Here is a 22,742-nt window from a genome sequence, read left to right as displayed (position 1 = left end):
GATAAAATTTATTTAGAAGTTTAATATTAGAAGGTGGAGGTATAATTAATGAAGAACAAAATTCTTTCTGCGCTTTTGGCAAGTGTTATAATCACTGGATTATTCTCTCCAGTAAGCGCAATGGCAAAGGATGAAAATAAACGCATAGTAACTTTAGGGGCTGACTTAACAAAAGCTCAAAGAGTTCAGATGCTAGACAGATTTAATGTAACACAGGATCAAATAGAAAAAAATGAAATTAAAGAAGTGGAAGTAACTATACAAGATATAAGAGAACAGCTTAGAATGGACACTAGCAAACCTGTAGCCAAGGGCAGTGTTTCTATTTCTAGCTGTTATGTTGAAGTTTTACCTAAAGGAAAGGGAATAAAGGTAACTACAAATAATCTAACAGAAGTAACTAAAAATATGCTGTCTAATGCAATTGTAACCTCAGGAATAACAGATGCAAAAGTAATAGCAGACGCTCCCTACGAAGTAACAGGAACAGCAGCCTTGGCAGGGATATTAAAAGGATTTGAACAGTCTATGGGTAAAGAGTTACCTTTAGAAAATAAAGAAGTTGCTAGAGATGAAATAAATGTAACAAAGTCTCTAGGTAATGAAATAGGACCGGATAAGGCAGCATCATTAATAAATGATGCAAAGACAGAAGTTATAAAAGATAAACCAAAAGATAAAGAACACATAACAGGAATAGTGGACAAGACTGCCGATAAATATGAGGTTAAACTATCTGAAAGCCAACAGGAAAGTATCACACAATTATTAACAAGATTAAATGACTTAGATTTGAAATACAAAGACTTAAAAGGAACTTTATCTAAATTAAATGATACCATGACAAAGAGTTTAGAAAAGTCAGGGGTTATATTAGCGGCCAATAACACTTTGTTAAAGAAAATATCTAAACAATTAGATAGGTTTGGAACATGGGTTAAAGGATTATTTAATAAAGAGGAAAGAGAAGAAATAGAACCAGCCAAATTAGAAACTAAAAAAGCACAAGTTAAAGAAACTATAGATGATATATTTGAAAAAGATACAGTGAAATAATAAAATTAAAGATATTTTATTAGTATCTTAATCTAAAACAAGGAGCTACAGAATTGTAGGTCCTTGTTTTGTTGTACTAGTGATTAACTAACACAACAAGTTATATTAGTTTCAGAAAAGCCAATCCTATCAATATAAGCCCAGAGAGCCATGATAGATTAAGTTTTGTTTTTTCAACAAATTTTCTACCTAAAAATAATCCTGCCCAGACAGCAACTGCGTCAGTTATTAAAGAAAACAGCACCACTTGTTTGTAATTAATACTTCCTAAAGCACTGGCGAAGCCTACTGCTAATGAATCAAGAGAAAGAGCAACGGCTAAATAAAAAGCTTCTTTTGATTTAACAGACTTTAAACTATTGGAATCTTCTTTACCTTCACTGACATATATATTTAATACAAATCTTAAATCATATAGTTTAAACTTTATTGATTTATCTGAGTTTTTATTCTTTTCTACATAACTTTTAATAATACTTTGTATTATATATCGTCCACCCAATAACATTAAAGCTATAAAACTTATTATTGTACTAATATTTCCTGGTAGAAATTTTTTTACTATAGAACCAAAAAATAATGATATAGCAAGAATAGATGAACAAACTAAATTAATAATCTGTATAGATATAAAAGGTATTTTTACTTTATTTGTTCCGTAGGCAATACTGGCTACAAATGCATCCAAAGAACATGATGCTGCTAATAATAAAGCTTCCACGATAATAACACTCCTTAATATTTTTCTTTTATGCTAATATAGTATAGAAAAAAGCTACATATTGTTCCTAATATATCAAATTTATATTGAGATATTATCAACATATAGAAGTTATAATATAATATAAAAAAATTTATAATAAATGATGATCTCTTACATATAATTTAATAAACCATCATTTATATAATAATAGGAGTGAAAAAAGTGTGTTAAAAAATAAGGAAGAGTTAAATTTAGGAATAATGATTAAATCATTATTAAAAGAACAATCACTCTCCATGCGCAAACTTAGTTTACTTACAGGAATCGATACCTCCACAATTTCAAGAATTGTTAACGGAAAGCAACCTCCAAACATTAATCATCTACAAAAAATTTCTCAACATTTAAATGTTCCTATAGAAAAGTTGCTAGTAGCTGCTGGATATGATATTGGAGTTTTAGATAAACAAATCTCTTTAAATAACAATACTGTAGCTGATATTATTCAGCAAATTACTAAATATCTAGATATATCAGATCAAGAGTGTTTAATAGAATGCGTTGAAAAAGATTTAAATAAGTATGAGCAGTATGCACTAACAGAAGAAGGAAAGGAAATGATTTATAAGAATTTTGATGAAAAAATAAATAATGTAAATGGAGTGGGTCCATTTATACAACAGTTAAAAGAGATGTATGAGCAATTTTGTAATGATAGTATATCAACCAAAGAGCGTGCCATACTTGGAAGTGGACTTTTTTATTTTATTCTTTCTACAGATATTATCCCTGATTACATTTTTCCATATGGATACTTTGACGATGTTATAGCCATAAAATTAGTTATGGATCGGCTATCTAAAATTGATAATAATCAAATTGATTAAATTTTGGAGGCACCTTATGGAGGGTTATCATTACATTTGTGTAAAAATAATAAATGCCAAAAGCTTAGTTTATTTTATCATATTAGATATTGTGATATAAACTAGGCTTTTTTAATAAAATAAAAGTAATGTAGAAATATACTATCAATTAAAGTTCATAAACAGAGTTCTTGGATTTAGAGGGAGTTTGTGCTCCAACTAAAGCTTAAAAATAGTTATTCAAGGATGTAGCTGATCTTTATTTTCATTTTGAAGAAGATGAGAGTATTAGAGCAGAGGGGCATGGGGTGAGTTTGATGAATAATCATTAGAAGAAAAGTATCCTTAAGATGCCTTAATTAAAAATTGACAAAGAATTATAATTGATATACACTAATTTTGGTTTGAACTTGAAGTAGTTATACAAATAACAGAATATTAGGTAAAAAAGGAATTGTCATGATTTAGTTAGGAGGTAGAGATATGGCAAAAATTTCAGAACTATTTGCTCCAAAAGATATGACTGAAGGGACGCCTTGGAAACGAATTGTTGAATTTGCATTGCCAATGTTAATAGGTAATATAGCTCAGCAGTTTTATAACACTGCTGATTCTATTATAGTAGGTAAATATGTAGGTGATAATGCACTTGCTGCTGTTGGTAGCGCAGCTCCTATATTAAATCTTCTGGTAGTGCTTTTTGTTGGAATTGCTACAGGTGCAGGTATTATGGTTGCGCAATACTTTGGTGCAAAAGAACGTGAGCATTTATCACATACAATTGGTATTTGCATAACACTTACTGCTATTGCATCAGTAATAATAATGATTGTTGGACCTATTGTAACTCGTCCATTACTTTCTTTGCTTAATACACCAGATTCTATAATGGAGTGGTGTGCGGAATATCTTATTATTTATTATGTAGGTATTGCGGGATTTGCTTATTACAATATTTTAGCAGGGGTTCTTCGTGGACTTGGTGACTCTTTATCTGCACTTGGATTTTTACTTATTTCCACAGTATTGAATGTAGGACTTGATATTTGGTTTGTTGCAGGAATGGGACTAGGTGTTCCAGGGGTTGCTCTTGCAACTGTTATTGCACAAGGAATATCAGCAGTACTTTGTATTATTAAATTAGCAAAGATGAAAAGCTCTTTTGATTTGAATCTTAAAATGTTAAAGTTAAAAAAGCAGTATTATGTTAAGCTTATGAAACTTGGACTACCATCTGGCTTCACTCAGGCAATATTTTCTCTTGCAATGATAGCTGTACAATCTCTAACTAACAGCTTTGGAGAAATGGTTATTGCATGTAATGTAATTGTTATGCGTGTGGATGCTTTTGCCATGATGCCTAACTTTACTTTTGGTAATGCCATGACAACCTATGCTGGTCAAAATATTGGTGCAAAAAAGATGGACAGGGTTGAAAAAGGAACTAAAGATGGTACCAGAATTGCCGTTGGGGTTTCTACTGTCATAACAATATTAATACTATTTTTTGGTAGAAATCTAATGAGTATATTTACAGATACTAAAGAATTAGTGGATTTAAGTATGCATATGATGAAAATCCTTGCAGTAGGTTATATTGCAATGGCAGTAACACAGAGTTTGTCAGGAGTCATGAGAGGGTCAGGAGATACAATGACACCTATGTGGATTTCACTAATTACTACGGTAATTATACGTGTACCAGTTGCTTATGGTATTGCTTATTTAACCCGTAGTGCAGCTTATCCTACAGGTAGACCAGAATCTACTTTTATTTCATTACTTGTTTCTTGGACACTTGGGGCCATTGTGACCACAATTTTCTTTAAGAGAGGTAAATGGAGAAACAAAGGATTTGTTGGTAATGATTAGTACTTCAATATAAAATCAACAAGTAAAATTAGTTAATAGAAAATGCATAACTATCCTCATCTATTTTAGGAATTACCTAAGGGGTTATTTTTAATGGGCAAATGAAAGGCATTACGCCACAACTCTTTTGATAAACCTATTAGATCAATTGTAGCTACAGTAATAGGTTATATAATTAGACGTATTTAAAATAAGAGACATCTAGAATTTTTTTCTTGACATTAAGATAATATTCAATTAAACTTTTTAATAAAAGTAAAACATAAAGCTAACTTTAAATTGGTTCAGTGAGACCAGAAAGGGGATAGGTGTATGACTACAATTTTTTGTGCTACAGATTTTTATATAAATCAAAAGGCTATTAAAGAAAAATCTATTAATCTTAAGATAAATTTAAAGGATGATTATGGGAATGATTTATTATTCTCATAGTTATCCTTTTATTTTTAATATTCAATACAGGAGGTTAATAGAATGAAGGCTAAATTAATATTAGAAAACGGAATGATTTTTGAAGGAAGAGCTTTTGGATATATTGAAGAAACTTTAGGAGAAGTGGTTTTCAATACCGGGATTACTGGTTATCAAGAGGTGCTTACGGACCCTTCTTATTATGGTCAGATAGTAACCATGACATCTCCTCTTATAGGTAATTATGGTTTGAATTTAGAGGATAGTCAATCACAAAGTCCAAAGGTAAAGGGGTTTATAGTAAGGGAAGCCTGCAAGTACCCTAATAATTTTAGATGTGAGATGGAGCTTGAGGATTACTTGAAAAATAATAAAATAATGGCATTGGAAAAGATAGATACTAGAGCACTTACTAAAGTATTAAGAAGTAGTGGTACCATGAAAGGAATCATAACTTTAGAGGAACTTAGTAAGGAATATGTAAAAGATAAATTTGATAGTTTTAACAATAAAGATGCAGTGATGAAGGTTACTACAAAAGATGTATATACTATACAAGGGACTGGGAAGCATGTAGCTTTGTTGAATTTTGGAGTAAAGAGTAATATAATTGATTCTTTTATAAAAAGAAATTGTAAGGTTACAGTGTTTCCAGCAGATACTTCACCGGAAGATGTGCTAAAGACTAATCCGGATTTGATATTTTTATCTAATGGACCTGGAAACCCTGAAGATTTAGAGGATATTATAAAAAATATTAATACGTTAATAGGTAAGAAACCTATAGTAGGGATATGCCTTGGTCATCAACTTTTAGCTCTAGCATTAGGAGGAAAGACAAAGAAGTTAAAATTTGGACATAGAGGTTGTAACCATCCTGTGAGAAACATTAAAAATAATAAAATTTATATTACCTCTCAAAATCATGGATATTATGTTCATGAGCTTCCAAAGGATACTGAAATTACTCATGTTAGTGTAAATGACGGTACTGTAGAAGGCATGAGGCACAATACATTACCTATTTACAGCGTGCAGTTTCATCCGGAAGCTTGTCCAGGACCTCAAGATGCTGAAGAAATTTTTGATGAGTTCTTAAAGCTTTGATTGTTAAGGTTAAGTTTAAATCAGTATTGGTTTAATATTAGAAAAACCTATCATTAGTGGTTGCTCGATTAAGAAGAATACTTGGAGGGATATTTATGCCATTAAATAAAAATATAAAAAAAGTATTAGTTATAGGATCAGGTCCTATTGTTATAGGTCAAGCTGCTGAGTTTGATTACTCAGGAACCCAAGCTTGTGAGGCTCTAAAAGAAGAAGGAATAGAAGTAGTTTTAATAAATAGTAATCCAGCCACTATAATGACAGATAAAGAGGTGGCTCATAATATATACATAGAACCTTTAACCTGTGAGTTTGTGGAGAGGGTAATAGCAAAGGAAAGACCAGATAGTTTGCTTGCAGGACTGGGAGGACAAACAGCTTTAAATCTTGCTGTAGAACTAAGTGATAATAAGATATTAAAAAAATATAACGTAAACCTTATTGGTACTTCCATTGAGGCTATTAAGAAAGGTGAAGATAGGGAGCTTTTCAGAGAAGAAATGAAAAAAATAGGACAACCTACCATTGAAAGCGAAATAATCAAGGATATTGAAGGTGGGAAAATCTTTAGTAATAAAATAGGATATCCAGTTATAGTAAGACCTGCCTATACCTTAGGGGGAACAGGCGGAGGTATAGCTAACAATGAGGAGGAACTTATAAAGATATTAGAACAAGGACTTCATTTAAGCACTATAGGACAAGTTCTTATTGAAAAGAGTGTTAAGGGATGGAAGGAAATAGAGTATGAAGTAATGAGGGATAGTAATGGTAACTCTATTATCGTATGTAATATGGAGAATATAGACCCTGTAGGTATTCATACTGGAGATAGTATTGTAGTTGCACCAAGTCAGACCTTGTCAGATAAAGAATATCAGATGCTAAGAACTGCCTCTATAGATATTATAAATTCTATAAGTATTGAAGGAGGATGTAATGTACAGTTTGCATTAGATCCTAACAGTTATGAATATGGGGTTATAGAAATAAACCCTAGGGTAAGTAGATCCTCTGCTCTAGCATCTAAAGCTACAGGTTATCCTATTGCAAAAGTAGTAGCAAAAATAGCACTGGGATATACTTTAGATGAAATTAAAAACGCCGTAACCAAAAAAACTTATGCATGTTTTGAACCATCCTTAGATTATGTGGTAGTTAAGATACCAAAATGGCCTTTTGATAAGTTCAGTAATGCAGATAGAGTTTTAGGAACAAAAATGATGGCTACAGGAGAGATTATGGCGATAGGAAGTAATTTTGAATCAGCCTTTTTAAAAGGAATTCGAAGTTTAGAACTAGGTAAATATAATTTAGAGCACAAGGCTATGAAAAAACTTACTTTAGAGGAACTAAAGAAAAAAGTTATGTCCCCAGACGATGAAAGGATATTTGCACTGGCAGAATTAATTAGGAGAGATTATAGGATTGAAATGATATCTCAAATAACAGGTATAGACAGTTTCTTCCTAAGAAAAATAAAGAATATCGTAGATAAAGAGGAGAACCTTAGAACTCTTAATGTTGATGAATTATCAAGGGAATATCTCTATGAACTAAAGCGCATGGGCTTTTCTGATAAGGGAATAGGGGATTTAATTAAAACAAGTCCTGATGAAATATATAAGCTAAGAAAAAAGTGGAATATACACCCTGTATATAATATGGTAGATACTTGTGCTGGAGAGTTTGAAGCACTAACTCCCTATTTTTATTCCACCTATAATACTTTAGATGAAGTTGAAGTAACACAAAGAAAAAAGGTAGTGGTAATAGGTTCTGGACCTATAAGAATAGGACAGGGTATAGAGTTTGATTATGCTTCAGTACATGCGGTTAAGACTTTGAAAAAAATGGGTATAGAAACTATAATAATAAACAATAATCCTGAAACTGTAAGTACAGATTTTGATATATCAGATAAGTTGTACTTTGAACCCTTAACAGAGGAAGAGGTATTAAACGTCATTGATAAAGAAAAGCCTTATGGAGTAATACTTCAATTTGGTGGACAAACCGCTATAAAACTTGCTAATTTCCTACAAGAAAAAAACATAAAAATATTAGGAACAACTTCACAGCAAATAGACACTGCAGAAAATAGAGAAAAGTTTGATGACCTTTTAGAGAAGCTTCATATTGCAAGACCTAAAGGTAGAGCAATTTGGAGTGCTAAAGAAGGATTAGAACATGGTAAAGCCTTGGGCTATCCTGTGCTGGTAAGACCATCTTATGTGCTAGGTGGACAAGGTATGGAGATTACCTATACCCCTGAAGAACTTCAATATTATTTAGAAAATGCATTTGAAAAGGATACTAAAAATCCAGTACTAATTGATAAATATCTTATGGGAAGAGAAATAGAGGTAGATGCTATATGTGATGGTGAAGATGTACTCATTCCTGGAATTATGGAACATCTTGAAAGAGCAGGGGTACATTCTGGTGATAGCATAACCATGTATCCTACTCAAAATGTAGCTAAAGAAATAAAAGATAAAGTACTGGAGTACACTAAAAAACTTGCCCGAGGTATAGGTATTAAAGGTATGATAAATATTCAATTTATAGAGTTTCATAATGAATTATATGTTATAGAGGTAAATCCTAGAGCTAGTAGAACAGTGCCTTATATAAGTAAGGTTAGCGGAGTTCCTATAGTGGAATTAGCTACAAAAGTTATGATGGGTGAGAAACTTAAATCTCTTGGTTATGGAATAGATGTTTATAAAGAACCAAATCTAGTGGCTGTAAAGATTCCAGTATTCTCTACACAAAAACTTCCAAGAGTAGAGGTATCTTTAGGACCTGAAATGAAGTCTACCGGAGAAGTATTAGGAGTTGGAAAAGATATAAATGAAGCACTTTACAAAGGTTTCTTAGCCTCAGACATGCAACTTACAAGAAAAAGATCCACAATACTTGCAACCATAAGCGATCATGATAAAGAAGAATTTGCACATATAGCAAAGGAACTAGAGGATATTGGGTACAGTTTTATATGCACAAAAGGCACAGCAAACTTTTTAAAGTCTGTAGGTATAGAGGCTAAAGAAGTAAGCAAAATTAAAGAAAACTCCCCCAATATATTAGATATAATAAATAGCTTAGAGGTAGATTTAGTAGTAAACACCCCTACTAAAGCTAATAATTCCTATAGGGATGGTTTTATTATAAGAAGAGCAGCCATAGAAAAAAATATAGAAGTCATAACTACCTTAGATACCTTAAAGGCTTTAGTAAAAGTAAGCAAAAAGTATAAGGATATAAAAGAATTAGATAATATAGATATATATAATATGGGAATAACTATTTAGCATATATAAATATATTAAAAAACACCTTACTCTTAATTTATCTATGAATCTCATAGTAAAATGTAAATATTAACTTTATATACTTAATTTGCCATATATCATTTAGCTAATGATAGGCAAAGCATTAGAGCAGGTAGTCATGGTATAAATTTGACTTAGGTAAAATTATATTAAAGATGCATAAGGCTGTAATAAAGAGGTAAAAGCCCTTTGTTACAGCCTTTGCACTTAAAAGGAATTTAATATAAATTCACTTAGTTAAATACTTGAAAGTAAGGTTTTTAAATGGATATATGTTTTATTAATGGTTGGCAGGAGTAGTCATTGTACCTGCTAAGAGTGAGCACACTTTTTTAGAATTACCATCAATTTCTATAATTACTTTTTTACTAGAGGTATCCCTATCTTCAAATATAAATCTATAATAGGTGTTTTTATTTATTATAGTCTTTTCTTTATCAATAAGGTTTGCAATTGAAATACCTCCAATATTATTTTTCACAATAAATCCACTTGCAAATGTTTCTGCTTCCTCAATACTAATATTAGAAGTTGAATTAGTTGGATATTTAAAAAAATAATGATCAAAACTGAGTAATTTTCCTGTTTTTGCATCTAATTCAGTAATATAAGTATCAAATTCTTTTTCTTGCAAGCTTACTGATTTTTTAGAATAAAAATTTATGATATAAGATCCACTACCTGATAGAGAATAATTATTTTCAAATTGAAGGTTTTGATTATTATTGAATCCTATCCTACTTAAAGAATTTTTTATTTGATTTGAATCATTAAAATAAACATTGCAATCTACTTCTGTTAAATATAGTTTTATGTTAAAAAAATTTTCTAAAGTTTCTAAGGCTTTTAACTTTGCATCTTCTTCTGATAAAATTCTTGTTTCATTTATTTTATATGAAACAGAAGAGTCGTTATCAAGGGTTTCAACTATTAATTTATTTTTTTCCATAGAATTAAAAGTACTACAAGAAGCTAAAAATATAGTTGAAATTAATAAAAGAGGAAATAATTTTTTAGATTTCATTGTACTTATAACCACCTTTTTAAGTATTAAATGTTAATTTGATTGAAGTACCCTTAGTTACTTCGCTTTGGACTTTAAATCTTCCGTTATGAATATCCAATATTCCTTTACATATTGATAAACCCAATCCAGCTCCATTATTTTCTCTAGTTCTTGCTTTATCTACTATATAAAAAGGTTCGAAAATTTTATCAAGATGATTTTCAGCAATTCCTATACCAAAGTCTATTATTTCAATCTCGTATTTTTCTTTATTAATACTAACATGAACTTCAGAGTTAGGACTTGAAGCTTGTATAGCATTATCTATAAGATTAGATAGTAATACTCTTATTAAAGTGCATTCCATCATTAATTCAAAGTCATCACCTTTTATTACTAAATTGATATTCTTTTTATTCAATTTTGGAATTAATAATCCTTTAACTTCTAGAGTAATCTCTTTTATGCTTTGCTTTTCTAATTTAAAATCTTCTTTGTTTAATAATATCAAGTCCATTAACTTAAAAGATAACTTTTCTAAGCTTTTTCCTTCTTTATATATAAAGTTAAGACCATCTATAAAAATCTCTTCATTATATTTAGTTGTGCGAAGTAAGTCTGCATATCCTATTATGGAAGTTAAGGGTGTTTTTAATTCATGAGTTAAGTTATTAATAAATCTTTGCTTTTCAATATTGTTTTTTTCTAATTCATTAATTTTTTCATCAACAACTTCAGCCATTAAGTTAAAATTTTTTGCTAAGGACCCTAATTCATCTTTAGAATTAACTTTCACTTTTTCGGAAAAGTTTCCTTCTGATATTCTTTTAGTGGCCTCTGTAAGTTTTTTTATTGGTTTTGTAATGTAATTACTTATAAAATACATAAATACCATAAAAATCACGCAAACTAATATATATATATTAAAAAAGAAAATGTACTGATCTTTTTTTTCCTTATAGATTTCTGAAATATTTCTTACATAAGTAAATGTATATATTTTATTATTTATATTTATAGGATTTGTTACGAAAATATAGGAGTTATTATCTATATCCCTTATGATATATTGCCTTTTATTATGTTCAAGTGACTGAAGTTCCTCTCTGTTTTCAGGTAATTCAAAATTAATATTACTAAATATATTTTTATTATTTTCACCTAAGATTTCAATATAAACATTTTCATCATTATTTCTTTTATAATAATTATTAATAGAATTATATAAAATCTCATCATCAGAACTTATATTCCGTGAATATCTCCTTAAAGTATCATTTATAGGAATACTTAAGTTTATTCCAGAATAAATACTTAGATGTTCACTTAAACATCTATTTACTTCTCTCTTTAAAGCTTCGTTATGAAATTTTTCTATTATTAAAACACCTGCAAAATTAAAAGTTAGGATAAATAATAACAAAGAAAAAACATATATTTTCTGCCAAAACTTCACTGCTTAATCCTCCAATCTATAACCCACTTTATAAACTGTTTTTATGTTATCATTTAAATCTAATTTTTTTCTAAGGGAGCCTATATGCATATCCACAGTTCGAGTACCTCCAAAGTAATCAAATTGCCATACTTTCTCTAATAGCATTTCTCTAGTTAAGGCTATATTTTTATTTAGAACTAGTATGCATAATAACTCAAATTCTTTAAGGGTTAAATCTATTAAGGTATCCTTCTTCTTTACTAATCTTTCTTTTAAATATACTTTTATATCTTTAAATTCTAGCATGTCCGTAGATTTACCATATCTTCTTAAAATCGTTTCAATTCTTGCTAAAAGTTCTATTGCTTCAAAGGGCTTTACAATATAATCTTCTGCCCCTAACTTTAAGCCGTTTACTTTATCAATAACAGAGTTTTTTGCCGTTAGAAATATAACAGGAATGTCTAAAGGCCTAATTTTATCTATTATAGTAAATCCGTCAGCTCCTGGAAGCATAACATCTAAAAGTATTAAGTCAAAGTGCTCTTTTTCAATAATATTAATTGCTTCTAATCCATCATACACTTCTTTAGTTTCATAATTTGCTATATTTAAATTTAATTTAATCAAATTTGATATTCCTAAATCATCTTCAACTATTAAAATCTTTTGTCTCAATTTTATCACCTCATAAAAATCGTTTATATGTAAATATTTTAAAATACGACTTGTATTTAGCATCTTTATACGCTACCATAAAAATACAACTAATCTATAATTTGTGTGAAATATTACTAGTTATAAATAACTAGTCATGTATGAAGTTTATTATATTTATATGGCTTTTGTAAAGGTATTTACAACTTCTTTACAACTTACAAAAACTTATAATATATTTAAAAATTATAATTAATCATGTAATGAAATAAAGATTTTTGTACTAAAAGGGGTGAAGAGATATTTATAAGAAAAAATTAGTGAGAAAAAAGAAGATATTAATGAAAAAGAAATCATGTAGGAATCGTAAAAGGGTTTTAATTAAAATATATTTAGTATTAATTTCTTTATTTATAGTGTCACTTATGTTTGTTTATAAGGCAATAGATACTAATGCAACTAATTATGAAAATAAAGCTGTTTTTACAAAAAATGATACCAAGCATTCGAACAATAACTCAAACCTTATAGTCTGTATAGATCCTGGTCATGGTGGATATGATAATGGAACTAAAAGTTCTTCTGGTATTTTGGAAAAAGATATTACTTTAAATGTTGCCCTTGAAGTTGGTAAAATTTTAGAGGAAAATGGCATCAAAGTAATATATACAAGGACTAGTGATAGTGTCCAATGGCCCTCTAATGAAAAGTTAGATCTTAGGGAGAGAGTTAAGATATCAAATGATGCTAAAGCGGATATATTTGTGTCTATACATTGTAATGGTGATAAAAATGCTTCCTATAAAGGTGTAGAAACTTGGTGTAGATTTCCTAATAGTCAGGGGGAGAATCTTGCTAAAAACATACAAAAAGAACTAACTAATGCTAATTATACTACTGACAGAGGTTTAAAATATGAATCAAATAGATCTCTGGCTGTATTAAAGCTTAATAATTCAGTATCCGCATTAGTTGAATTAGGGTTTTTAAGTAATTCATCTGATGCAAAGTTTATTACATCAAAAGTGGGACAAGCTCAATGTTCTGAAGCTTTAGCTAAAGCTATTTTAAACTATGCTTTAACTTTTGAAAAATAATATAAACAGAGTTCTTGCCTTTAGAGGGAGTTTTTACTCCCTCTAAAGCTTAGAAATCGTTATCCAGGGACGTAGCCGCTCTTTATTACCACTTTGAAGAAGATGGGAGTATTAGAGCGAGTAGTCATCGGATAAAAAATACTACAGCAAATAAATTATTTTAGCTGTTTAATTTGGAAGGATTTATGAAGATAGCATTAGCTAAATAGTTTTTTGAATAGCTAGAATGAGACATTAAAATTGTTATATAATTAAACCACTACTATTACAAATTTAAATGGTAGTGGTTCTTCTTTTTATAATCCATTTTACTATAATGATATTAAAGGACAATATAGAAATCTAGAGGTGTTAAGATGGATAAAATTATTAGACCAGTATGGGCAGAAGTGAATTTGGATGCAATAGAGTATAATATGAAAAAAATTAGGGAAATAACTACTGGTAAAGAGATAATAGCTGTAATAAAAGCAGATGCTTATGGACATGGAGCTGTAGATGTAGCTCCAGTTTTATTAGAAAATGGAGCTTCAAGACTAGCTGTAGCAGTTATAACAGAAGCTATAGAACTTATAGATAATAATATTAAGTCTCCTATAATTATATTAGGATATACTCCTATAGAGTTTGGAGATTATTTAGTAAATTACAATATAGAACAAACTGTTTATGATTTAGAATATGCAAAGGAATTATCAAAGATTGCCTTATCTTTAGGAAAAAAAGCTAAAATTCATATTGCATTAGATACGGGAATGGGAAGAATAGGATTTTTACCTGATGATAAAAGTTTTAATGACATATTAGAAATTTGTTCATTAGAAGGTATAGAAGTAGAAGGATTATTTACTCACTTTTCAAGTTCATCTGAAAAGCATAAGGAATATACCTATGAACAATTTTCAAAATTTCACAATTTTAATAGAAGGCTTTTGAAGATAGGAATTAATATACCTTTAAAGCATACTGCAAACAGTGGAGCAATCATAGATTTAGAAGATACATATTTAGATGGAGTTAGAGCAGGAATTATACTATATGGATATTACCCTTCTTATGAGGTTAATAAGGAGAATTTGAACTTAAAACCTGCATTAACCATAAAAACAAAGGTATCTCATGTTAAAAAGTTAGATGAGGATATGTATATAAGTTACGGAAGAACATTTAAAGCTCATAAAGACAGTATAATTGCTACATTACCAATAGGATATGCGGATGGGTATTTAAGAGGTCTAAGTGGAAAAGCAAAGGTTATTATAAATGGTAAGTTTGCAAAGGTTGTAGGTACCATATGCATGGATCAATGTATGATTGATGTAACAGATATAGGACAAGTTAAAGTTGGGGATGAGGTCATTATACTTGGAGAAGAAGGAAGTTTAAAGTTTGATGCAGATGATATAGCGGATATTATGGAAACTATAAATTATGAGATCCTTTGTATGATTAAACAACGAATACCAAGAGTATATATTAAAAATAATGAAATTATAAGTATAAGAAATTATATCTAGAACAAGGATTTTAAATGAAGATTGAGATAGAAAAGTAGGTGAGGACTTGATTTTTTCATCCTTAAATATTAATAGTAAAGAAAAAATTCATATTCAAATAGAAAATCACGTAAAAGAAGAGATAGAAAAAGGTATATTTAAAAAGGGAAGCAAGCTCCCATCCACTAGAGAGGTAAGTAAAGTATTAGGTATAAGTAGAAATTCTGTAATCTTAGCTTATGAGAATTTAGAAAGTGAAGGAGTTATAAAAAGTTTAAGGGGCAAGGGAACTTTTGTGGCCATTGAGAAAAAGCTACATAAAGGTGATTTGATTATAGATTGGGAAGAGAGGATTAGTGATTACGGAAAGGTTTGTGAAGAGCTTGATATAGTAAAAACAGAATTGCCTTGGAAGAAGGGAATGATCTCTTTCAAGAGTATTGCACCAGATGAGAGTCTCTTCGATTTAGAAGAGTTCAAAAGAGCCTTTTTTAATGTATTTTCTCTAGAAGGAGATAAACTATTAAATTACGGATACGCAAAGGGATATAAGCCTTTAATAGATTATATAAAAGGATATATGGAGAAAAAAGGAGTAAATCTACAGGGAAAAGATTTATTAATAACCAATGGGTTTACTGAAGGATTTGATATTTTATTAAGGGCAGTAACTGAAAAGGGAGATACTATAGCTTGTGAGGAACCTACTCACAATACTGCAATAAAAATAATAAAGGCCCAGGGATTAAATATAAAATCTATTCCTATGGATTCTGATGGAATAGACACAAATTTATTAGAAGAAGCTTTAATGGATAATCCACCTAAATTAGTATATTTAATACCTTCCTATCATAATCCAACAGGCATCGTTATGAATGGAGAAAAAAGGCAAGAAGTATATAGAATCTGTGAGAAGTATAAGATACCAATAATTGAAGATGGATTTAATGAGGAGTTGATGTATTCAGGATCACATGTAGCTCCACTTGTTTCTTTATGTGGCAAAGGGAATGGAATAGTGTATATAGGAAGTTTTTCAAAAATTCTTTTTCCAGGGCTTAGGATTGGATGGGTATTTGGAGATGAAAAGCTCATAGATAAATTAGAAAGTATAAAAAGGGCTAAAAATATCCATTCATCAGCTTTAGATCAGGCAGTATTTCATAAATATATGGAAAGTGGTGCATTTAAAAGGTATATAAAGAAGATAAGAAAGCATTATAAGGCTAAATACAACTTCACTCTCCTTCAAGTTAAGAAATATATACCTCATGAATGTATATTAGGACAGGGCGGACTTCATGTTTTTATTAAACTAAAAGCTGTTAATGGAAGAGAGGTTTTAAATGAATGCTATAAAAGAGGGGTAGTATTTATGCCGGGAGATATATTCTTCAATAACAATAATAATGGGCACCAGTGGATAAGAATAGGATTCTCTAGAGTAAAAGAAGAGGATATAGAAAAAGGAATAAAAATAATAGGGGAAGTAGTTAAGGAGTTAATGTAGAAACTTTTTATATCCTTATTAAATATTAAGTGATTTCTAGATTAATGCTTTAAATTATTATTTTTTACTTTTATTAAAGATGCCTATAGATAGGTGTAGATGTAGGTTTTACATCATGTAAATGATATACTGGTATTGGGTGAGAATAATGAAGATAAATAGATTATTTCATATAGTCATAACTTTATTAAATAAAGGAACAGTTACTGCTAAAGAACTTGCAGAGAAGTTTGAAGTATCAACAAGAACCATATATAGAGATGTAGAAGATCTGTCTGCTGCTGGAATACCCATATATACAAGCAAAGGTAACGGTGGAGGCATATCTTTATTAGAAGAATATGTGATGAGTAATGCCTTAATCTCGGCAGAGGAAAGTGAAAGCCTTATACTAGCTCTTAAAACTCTACAAGCAACAAACTATCCTGAAATTGATAGGGTTTTAGAGAAAATGAATGCAATATTCGGTAAAACTCATATTAGTGATTGGATAGAAGTTGATTTTTCCCATTGGGGAGCAAATAAAGATACTGACATTAAATTTCAAAACATTAAGCAGGGAATATTAAAAAGAATTGTATTAGGATTCGATTATATAAATTCATATAATAAGAAAACTAGAAGGTTAGTATATCCTCTAAAACTTATTTTTAAAGGGCAGACCTGGTATTTATGGTCTTATTGCATTCTAAAAGATGATTTTCGTTTATTTAAAATTACACGGATGAAAAATTTAGAAGTAAAAAACCAGAACTTTGAAAGAGGAGATATCATTTCAAAGGGCAACGAAAAAATAATTACTGAAAGTAAAGTAAAGAAAGTAAATTTAAGGCTAAAATTTAATGAAAGTGTATTGTACCTTTTATATGATTATTATGATGAGGACATGATTGTTAAAGATCAGGATGGAAGCTATATTGTTAATGTAACTTTTCCAGAAAATGAATGGGTATATTCATATATTATGTCCTTTGGATATAATGTAGAGGTGATAGAGCCTAAGTATGTAAGGGATGAAATTGTAAAAAGGCTCAATAAAAATTTAGATATTTATAAATCATAATTCTAATATGACATATAGTTGTCTTATTATATATTTTATAATATACCTAATAAGATTTAAGGGGATGAAAATATGAATTATGAAATTGTAAATGTTGATAAAAAGTTAGTTTCAGGTATTGGTACTTTAACAACTAATGAAAATAATAAGGCTATGAAAGATATAAGTGAGATATGGGGAAAGCTTATAGAGGAAAATGTCTTTCATAAAATAAGTGGAGCTATTGATAAAAAAGGAATAGCTTTATATACAGATTATGAAGGGGACTATACTAAACCTTATTATTTTCTTGCAGGATGTGAAGTAGAAGATGTAAAATCAAATATAGAAAAAGGCTTTGAATATAGAGAAATACCTGAGGGGAAATATGCAAAATTTACTGTGCAGGGAGATGTAAAATCAGCAGTTATAGAAGTTTGGGAAAATATTTGGAAATTAAATTTAGATAGAAAGTATAGCTGTGATTTTGAGGTATATCACAATGACAGCGAAGATATGGATAATCAAATAATAGATATTTATATATCATTAAATTAGTTAAAGTTTTAATATTTGCACCGCTATTAGCGGTGCTTTAAATTTATCTTAAGTCAATTTATATTCATTATATTATAATTAATATAATAATAAGTATGGACTTAAATTATGATCTATTACTAAATTTTATGAGCTACATGTAATAACCGTATTTCCTATACTTTCAGATAATTCGAAATTAAGATATAATACAAATGTGAATTGGGGAGAAAAGTCAAGTATGCAATGTTATTCATAATAGGATCGTTGTACAAATTTTAATAAGGGGGAATTTAAGTGGAGTCTATCATAAATTACTATGAGGCTTATGATGAGGAAAATAGGTTAACTAAAGATAGGGCACATAAGATAGAATTTATTACAACAACACACTTTTTAGATAAGTATATTAATAAAAATTCAAAGATTTTAGACTTAGGAGCAGGAACAGGAATATATTCCTTTTTTTATGCAGAAAAAGGGGTTGATATTGTATCAATGGATATATGCCCTAAGCATGTTTCTATAATGAAGGATAAAGCAAAGAAAAGAAATATAAGCTTAAATGTGCTTGAAGGAAATGCCTTAGATCTAAATGCCTTTTCAGAGGAGACTTTTGATATGGTATTATGCCTTGGTCCTCTGTATCACCTTATGAATAAAGAGGAAAGAGATAAATGTATAAAGGAATGTAAAAGGGTATTAAAGTCTGATGGGATATTAGCTACTGCATATATTAGTAGGTTTGCCACTTTTATAAACATGATTCATAGAAATACTAAAAATATCAATGACCATGGATTAAGAAACATATCTAAAACAGGAAAAGAATTTGATGACTCAAGAGATTGTTTTTATCATTCTACCTATAAGGAAATGGAAGAAATTATGGATGAAAATAAAATTTATAAACTTGAACATATTGGTACCGATGGAATAGGAGGAGGATTAAGGCATATAATAAATAAATTTGATGATGATGAATTTGATTATTGGATGAAATATCATATGGAAACTTGTAAAGATGAAAGTTTGATTGGCTACAGTCAACATGGGTTATATATAGGAAAAAAACTATAAAGAGATGAAAATCCTTTCCACCAATCTCCTAAAGAGTGGTGGAAAGGATTTTTTTGTTCCATCATTTCTATATGATAAAAATATTCTCATAGCTATTAAAATAAAGTAATTCTTTATGTTAGTGTGGATTATTAAAAAAGGATTTAGTGTTAGTGCTAGTTTACAGTTACCAAGATTATATTTACATATATAAAAATAAAAAAGAAAAATCTATTTCTATATATATAAAAATAAATTGAAATAAAGTGATTTTGTTGTTATAGTTATATTAGATGACAATTTTCAGGAAAGGGGATAATATGATTGAGAAATGAGAAGTTAAAAGAAAGTTATAGTGAAGCATTAAAAAATAAGCAACAAATGTACAAAGAGGGCATAGAAAAATTTATATCCTTAGAATGTAAGGATGAAGCTAATTTAGAAAAGATAAAGCTTAATATATACAGTATTTTTTCGTCAGTGTTTGATATTAGCTACAAGAAAGTATATGGGGGAAAAAATGAATTTAATGAGGAGAGTTACAATAAATTGTATGAAGTCTATATGGAGTTTTTTGATAAGATACCATCAAATTGGAAAGAAAACTATGCAAAAGCAGAGAAACATGGTTTCACAACGGAATGTATTATTGAAGAAATAAAGTTAACTACAGCAAATGAAATTAAAGATATGTTTATTAAGCATTACAATGAGCAAAAAATTATAGGTTAAGAGGAGAGACTATGGAAAAATTAGATCCAATAAGTTTATTTAAGTGTTTATCTGATAAATCTAGATTACTTATAATTAATAATCTACTTAAGGAACCTATGTATGTAGAACTTTTATCTGAGCGATTAGCTTTGGCTCCATCAACAGTGTCTTTCCACTTAAAAAAGCTCGAAGAGGCGGGTATAGTTTACTCAAAGAAGGAGCAGTACTACGTAGTTTACAGTGTGAATAAGAAGATATTTAAAATCTCTCTAGAAGAATTGATAAAATCAGATATATCTAATAAAAACATTGAAAAGGAAAGAGAAGAACAATATAGGAAAAAGGTAATAGAAGCCTTTTTTGAATATGGAAGTTTAAAATCTATTCCTGTACAGCAAAAGAAAAAAAGAATAGTGTTAGAGGAAATAGCAAAAAAATTTGAAGAAAATATGCAATACACTGAAAGGGAAGTAAATATAATTATAGCAGATTATCATGAAGATTTTTGCACAATAAGAAGAGACATGGTGGCAGAAAAGCTTCTAGAGAGAGAAAATGGGATTTACAAGTTAGTGAGAAAATATTAAGAAAAATATATTTTAGGAGTATAGAGCTATGTTTAAAAGGGAATTGATTAAGAGAATTGTTGAGGCAATAGGAATAAAAAAGGGAGATATTGTACTACTTCAATTATGGGGAGAAGATGAGGAAAGAGAAATACTGAAGGATTTTAGTTATGAAGTAGCAGCAATAGGTGCAACTCCAATGGAACAACAGCATTCAAGAATATATTACAAAAATTTGTTTGAAGCTACTAAAGATAAGTGTTATAGCCAGAGGTTTTTTAAGAGCTTTGAAGAGGTAAGTGTTGTAATAGATATTTGTACTTATGAACCAGTGAAGCCTCATAAAGAGTTTCCAAAAGATAAGATTAATTTTTATAGAGAATACATGAGAGAATTATTCAAAGCTTTATCCAACAAGGAAAAATTTGTTCAAATTACAGTACCTACAATAGAAAATTCACTAGGCTCAAATTTAGATTTTGAAGAGTATAAAACTCTTATGATGAAGGCTTACAATATAAATTATGATGAATTAAAAATAAAATCTAATGATATGGTAAATGCTTTGTTAAATAAAGATTTAGCTAAAATAATTACAGACAAAGATCATGAATTATATTTATCTCTAGAGAATAGACATTGGTATATTGATACAGGGGATGGGGATCTACCTTGTGGTGAGATTTATATAGCGCCAATTGAAAATTCAGCAAAGGGTTCAATATTTATAGAAAAACTTTTCTTAGAAGGAAAAATATTAGAAAATTTAGTTTTAACTTTTAAGTATGGAAGGTTAATTAATTCCTCATCTGAAATATTTAATGAGTACTTAAAAACCTTACCTGAAAATGCTAATGTATTATGTGAACTAGGAATTGGATTAAATGAAAATGTAACTGATTTAGTAGGATATACAGCGCTAGATGAAAAAGCAAAAGGTACAATTCATATTGCAATTGGAATGAATACAATGTTTGGAGGAAATAATCAATGTAGTTATCATAAGGATTTTGTATTCAAAGGTACCTTAATTTTTAATGATGAAATAAAAATCGAACATGGGGAAGTTGAGGTATTAAGATAAATAATTATTCTAAGGTAAGTTAATAAGAATTACAAAAAAAATTCATGTAATATATGGTAGTATCATTTATAGTTCTTTCTAAGAAAAGAGAGTAAGAAGGAGATGGTAAAACATCTCCTAAGGCTAATAATAAAGATGCTTATTATTAAATCTCTAAAGGAAGTTCTTTTAGTGCTATTTTAAGAAGTTCTGAAGCCTTTATATTTTTGGAAGCAGGAGTTCCAAGTATCTGTCGCCATCTTTTACTTCCAGGTTTACCTTCAAATAATCCTATCATATGTTTAATAGCATAAAAAGAATTGCCTCCAAGGTTTTCTAAACTTTCTATATAAGGTATAAATTCCTCTATAACCTCTTTTCTTGATATGTTGTTTATTTCACCTTTATTATAAAGTGAGTCTAATTCTCTTAAGATAAAGCTGTTATTATAAGCAGCTCTTCCAATCATTGTACCGTTAACAAATTTAAGATGATGATTAATCTCCTCTAGAGTTTTTATTCCACCATTGATTTCTATATTAAGATGTGAAAATTCTTTTTTTAATCTGTAAACTTCTTCATATCTTAAAGGTGGGATTTCCCTATTCTCTTTTGGACTTAAACCTTCCAATATTGCAATTCTTGCATGAATAATAAATCTGTGGACTCTAGATTTTTCTACTATAGAAATAAAATTAACCATATCCTCATATCTATCAAGTAAAGTTCTATTAAAGCATTGAGGCAGTATGTTTTTACCATCAATGCCAATCCTATGTTTAACTGTTATGGGCTTTTTTGTGGCAGAGGCCATAGCATCAACCATTTCTTTAACAAGTTTTGGATATGCCATTAAGGTAGCACCCATAAGATTACCGGATACTCTATCAGAGGGACAACCTGCATTTAAATTAATTTCATCATAGTCCCAATTATCGGCAATTTTCACAGCCTCATAGATTTCTTCAGGACTACTACCTGCAATCTGTAGAGAGAGAGGTTTTTCAATAGTATTAAAATCTAGTAATTGCTTTCTATTACCATTAATAATACCTTGACAACTTATCATTTCCGTGTATAGTAGAGGTTTTTTCGTAAGTATCCTAGCGAAGTATCTAAAATGTCTATCAGTTCTGTCCACCATAGGAGCGATGCTAACCTTCGGCGAAACAACATTAGATATATATTTTTCCATGTGAAA

Annotated in this window: 19 protein-coding genes; 14 read left to right on the top strand and 5 right to left on the bottom strand. The window is 29.4% G+C overall.

Annotation, left to right across the window (positions count from 1 at the left end; genetic code table 11):
• Nucleotides 1-48: 48 nt before the first annotated feature.
• Nucleotides 49-1,056: a DUF1002 domain-containing protein gene (locus tag KQI89_RS07155; protein ID WP_216456492.1), complete on the top strand. Its 1,008-nt coding sequence runs from the start codon at nt 49-51 to the stop codon at nt 1,054-1,056.
• Between the two features lie 100 nt (nt 1,057-1,156).
• On the opposite strand, the gene ytaF is transcribed toward KQI89_RS07155, so the two are convergent.
• Complete coding sequence (gene ytaF, locus KQI89_RS07150) at nt 1,157-1,780, bottom strand: sporulation membrane protein YtaF (RefSeq protein WP_216456692.1); 624 nt, start codon at nt 1,778-1,780, stop codon at nt 1,157-1,159.
• A gap of 203 nt (nt 1,781-1,983) precedes the next feature.
• On the opposite strand from ytaF, the gene KQI89_RS07145 reads away from it, so the two are divergent.
• From KQI89_RS07145 to carB, 4 genes are all read left to right on the top strand, one after another.
• The gene (locus KQI89_RS07145) at nt 1,984-2,646 is read left to right on the top strand and encodes a helix-turn-helix domain-containing protein (RefSeq protein WP_216456491.1); all 663 of its coding nucleotides are present in this window, start codon (nt 1,984-1,986) and stop codon (nt 2,644-2,646) included.
• A 462-nt stretch (nt 2,647-3,108) separates the two neighbouring features.
• On the top strand, nt 3,109-4,497 hold the full coding sequence (locus tag KQI89_RS07140) for an MATE family efflux transporter (protein ID WP_032122371.1): 1,389 nt from the start codon (nt 3,109-3,111) through the stop codon (nt 4,495-4,497).
• Nucleotides 4,498-4,971: 474 nt separating this feature from the next.
• Entirely contained in the window at nt 4,972-6,015 is a 1,044-nt protein-coding gene (locus KQI89_RS07135) for a carbamoyl phosphate synthase small subunit (RefSeq protein ID WP_216456490.1), read from the top strand.
• 95 nt (nt 6,016-6,110) lie between these two features.
• The gene (carB, locus tag KQI89_RS07130; RefSeq protein WP_216456489.1) at nt 6,111-9,332 is read left to right on the top strand and encodes a carbamoyl-phosphate synthase large subunit; all 3,222 of its coding nucleotides are present in this window, start codon (nt 6,111-6,113) and stop codon (nt 9,330-9,332) included.
• Between the two features lie 301 nt (nt 9,333-9,633).
• Here carB and KQI89_RS07125 read toward each other — a convergent pair whose 3' ends face one another.
• From KQI89_RS07125 to KQI89_RS07115, 3 genes are read right to left on the bottom strand one after another with little or no spacing between them, the layout of a single operon-like run.
• A complete protein-coding gene (locus tag KQI89_RS07125; protein ID WP_216456488.1) occupies nt 9,634-10,377 on the bottom strand; it encodes a hypothetical protein in 744 nt (247 codons plus the stop codon).
• A 19-nt stretch (nt 10,378-10,396) separates the two neighbouring features.
• A complete protein-coding gene (locus KQI89_RS18005; RefSeq protein ID WP_216456487.1) occupies nt 10,397-11,815 on the bottom strand; it encodes a HAMP domain-containing sensor histidine kinase in 1,419 nt (472 codons plus the stop codon).
• Nucleotides 11,816-11,818: 3 nt separating this feature from the next.
• On the bottom strand, nt 11,819-12,475 hold the full coding sequence (locus KQI89_RS07115; protein ID WP_216456486.1) for a response regulator transcription factor: 657 nt from the start codon (nt 12,473-12,475) through the stop codon (nt 11,819-11,821).
• Nucleotides 12,476-12,795: 320 nt separating this feature from the next.
• On the opposite strand from KQI89_RS07115, the gene KQI89_RS07110 reads away from it, so the two are divergent.
• The 9 genes from KQI89_RS07110 to KQI89_RS07070 all read left to right on the top strand — a co-directional run bounded on the left by KQI89_RS07110 (nt 12,796) and on the right by KQI89_RS07070 (nt 21,562).
• The gene (locus tag KQI89_RS07110) at nt 12,796-13,551 is read left to right on the top strand and encodes an N-acetylmuramoyl-L-alanine amidase family protein (protein WP_216456485.1); all 756 of its coding nucleotides are present in this window, start codon (nt 12,796-12,798) and stop codon (nt 13,549-13,551) included.
• Between the two features lie 356 nt (nt 13,552-13,907).
• Nucleotides 13,908-15,068 carry an alanine racemase gene (alr, locus tag KQI89_RS07105; protein ID WP_216456484.1) on the top strand — a complete coding sequence of 387 codons (1,161 nt, stop codon included), beginning with the start codon at nt 13,908-13,910 and terminating at the stop codon, nt 15,066-15,068.
• 46 nt (nt 15,069-15,114) lie between these two features.
• Nucleotides 15,115-16,560 carry a MocR-like pyridoxine biosynthesis transcription factor PdxR gene (gene pdxR, locus KQI89_RS07100; RefSeq protein ID WP_216456483.1) on the top strand — a complete coding sequence of 482 codons (1,446 nt, stop codon included), beginning with the start codon at nt 15,115-15,117 and terminating at the stop codon, nt 16,558-16,560.
• Nucleotides 16,561-16,708: 148 nt separating this feature from the next.
• On the top strand, nt 16,709-17,623 hold the full coding sequence (locus KQI89_RS07095; protein ID WP_216456482.1) for a helix-turn-helix transcriptional regulator: 915 nt from the start codon (nt 16,709-16,711) through the stop codon (nt 17,621-17,623).
• Nucleotides 17,624-17,695: 72 nt separating this feature from the next.
• Nucleotides 17,696-18,160, top strand: a complete 465-nt coding sequence (locus KQI89_RS07090; protein ID WP_216456481.1) for a GyrI-like domain-containing protein — start codon at nt 17,696-17,698, stop codon at nt 18,158-18,160.
• A gap of 276 nt (nt 18,161-18,436) precedes the next feature.
• A complete protein-coding gene (locus KQI89_RS07085; RefSeq protein ID WP_216456480.1) occupies nt 18,437-19,219 on the top strand; it encodes a class I SAM-dependent methyltransferase in 783 nt (260 codons plus the stop codon).
• A 303-nt stretch (nt 19,220-19,522) separates the two neighbouring features.
• A complete protein-coding gene (locus KQI89_RS07080) occupies nt 19,523-19,930 on the top strand; it encodes a hypothetical protein (RefSeq protein WP_216456479.1) in 408 nt (135 codons plus the stop codon).
• A gap of 11 nt (nt 19,931-19,941) precedes the next feature.
• Nucleotides 19,942-20,499 (top strand): DUF2087 domain-containing protein, encoded by a 558-nt coding sequence (locus tag KQI89_RS07075; RefSeq protein WP_216456478.1) that lies wholly within the window; start codon nt 19,942-19,944, stop codon nt 20,497-20,499.
• 28 nt (nt 20,500-20,527) lie between these two features.
• The gene (locus tag KQI89_RS07070) at nt 20,528-21,562 is read left to right on the top strand and encodes an aminopeptidase (RefSeq protein ID WP_216456477.1); all 1,035 of its coding nucleotides are present in this window, start codon (nt 20,528-20,530) and stop codon (nt 21,560-21,562) included.
• 145 nt (nt 21,563-21,707) lie between these two features.
• On the opposite strand, the gene dusA is transcribed toward KQI89_RS07070, so the two are convergent.
• Entirely contained in the window at nt 21,708-22,736 is a 1,029-nt protein-coding gene (dusA, locus tag KQI89_RS07065; RefSeq protein ID WP_216456476.1) for a tRNA dihydrouridine(20/20a) synthase DusA, read from the bottom strand.
• Nucleotides 22,737-22,742: the final 6 nt, after the last annotated feature.

It is taken from the genome of Clostridium simiarum (genome assembly GCF_018919175.1).
Lineage (GTDB): Bacteria > Bacillota > Clostridia > Clostridiales > Clostridiaceae > Clostridium_L > Clostridium_L simiarum.
This window is presented reverse-complemented; position numbering and strand designations above follow the sequence as displayed.

What these genes read in the sequence shown, in the direction of transcription:
- KQI89_RS07090 (WP_216456481.1), top strand. Translation starts at nt 17,696, where the DNA reads ATGAATTATGAAATTGTAAATGTTGATAAAAAGTTAGTTTCAGGTATT.
- KQI89_RS07140 (WP_032122371.1), top strand. Translation starts at nt 3,109, where the DNA reads ATGGCAAAAATTTCAGAACTATTTGCTCCAAAAGATATGACTGAAGGG.
- KQI89_RS07075 (WP_216456478.1), top strand. Translation starts at nt 19,942, where the DNA reads ATGGAAAAATTAGATCCAATAAGTTTATTTAAGTGTTTATCTGATAAA.
- dusA (WP_216456476.1), bottom strand. Translation starts at nt 22,736, where the DNA reads ATGGAAAAATATATATCTAATGTTGTTTCGCCGAAGGTTAGCATCGCT.
- KQI89_RS07070 (WP_216456477.1), top strand. Translation starts at nt 20,528, where the DNA reads ATGTTTAAAAGGGAATTGATTAAGAGAATTGTTGAGGCAATAGGAATA.
- KQI89_RS07155 (WP_216456492.1), top strand. Translation starts at nt 49, where the DNA reads ATGAAGAACAAAATTCTTTCTGCGCTTTTGGCAAGTGTTATAATCACT.
- KQI89_RS07125 (WP_216456488.1), bottom strand. Translation starts at nt 10,377, where the DNA reads ATGAAATCTAAAAAATTATTTCCTCTTTTATTAATTTCAACTATATTT.
- KQI89_RS07095 (WP_216456482.1), top strand. Translation starts at nt 16,709, where the DNA reads ATGAAGATAAATAGATTATTTCATATAGTCATAACTTTATTAAATAAA.
- KQI89_RS07135 (WP_216456490.1), top strand. Translation starts at nt 4,972, where the DNA reads ATGAAGGCTAAATTAATATTAGAAAACGGAATGATTTTTGAAGGAAGA.
- KQI89_RS07110 (WP_216456485.1), top strand. Translation starts at nt 12,796, where the DNA reads ATGAAAAAGAAATCATGTAGGAATCGTAAAAGGGTTTTAATTAAAATA.
- carB (WP_216456489.1), top strand. Translation starts at nt 6,111, where the DNA reads ATGCCATTAAATAAAAATATAAAAAAAGTATTAGTTATAGGATCAGGT.
- alr (WP_216456484.1), top strand. Translation starts at nt 13,908, where the DNA reads ATGGATAAAATTATTAGACCAGTATGGGCAGAAGTGAATTTGGATGCA.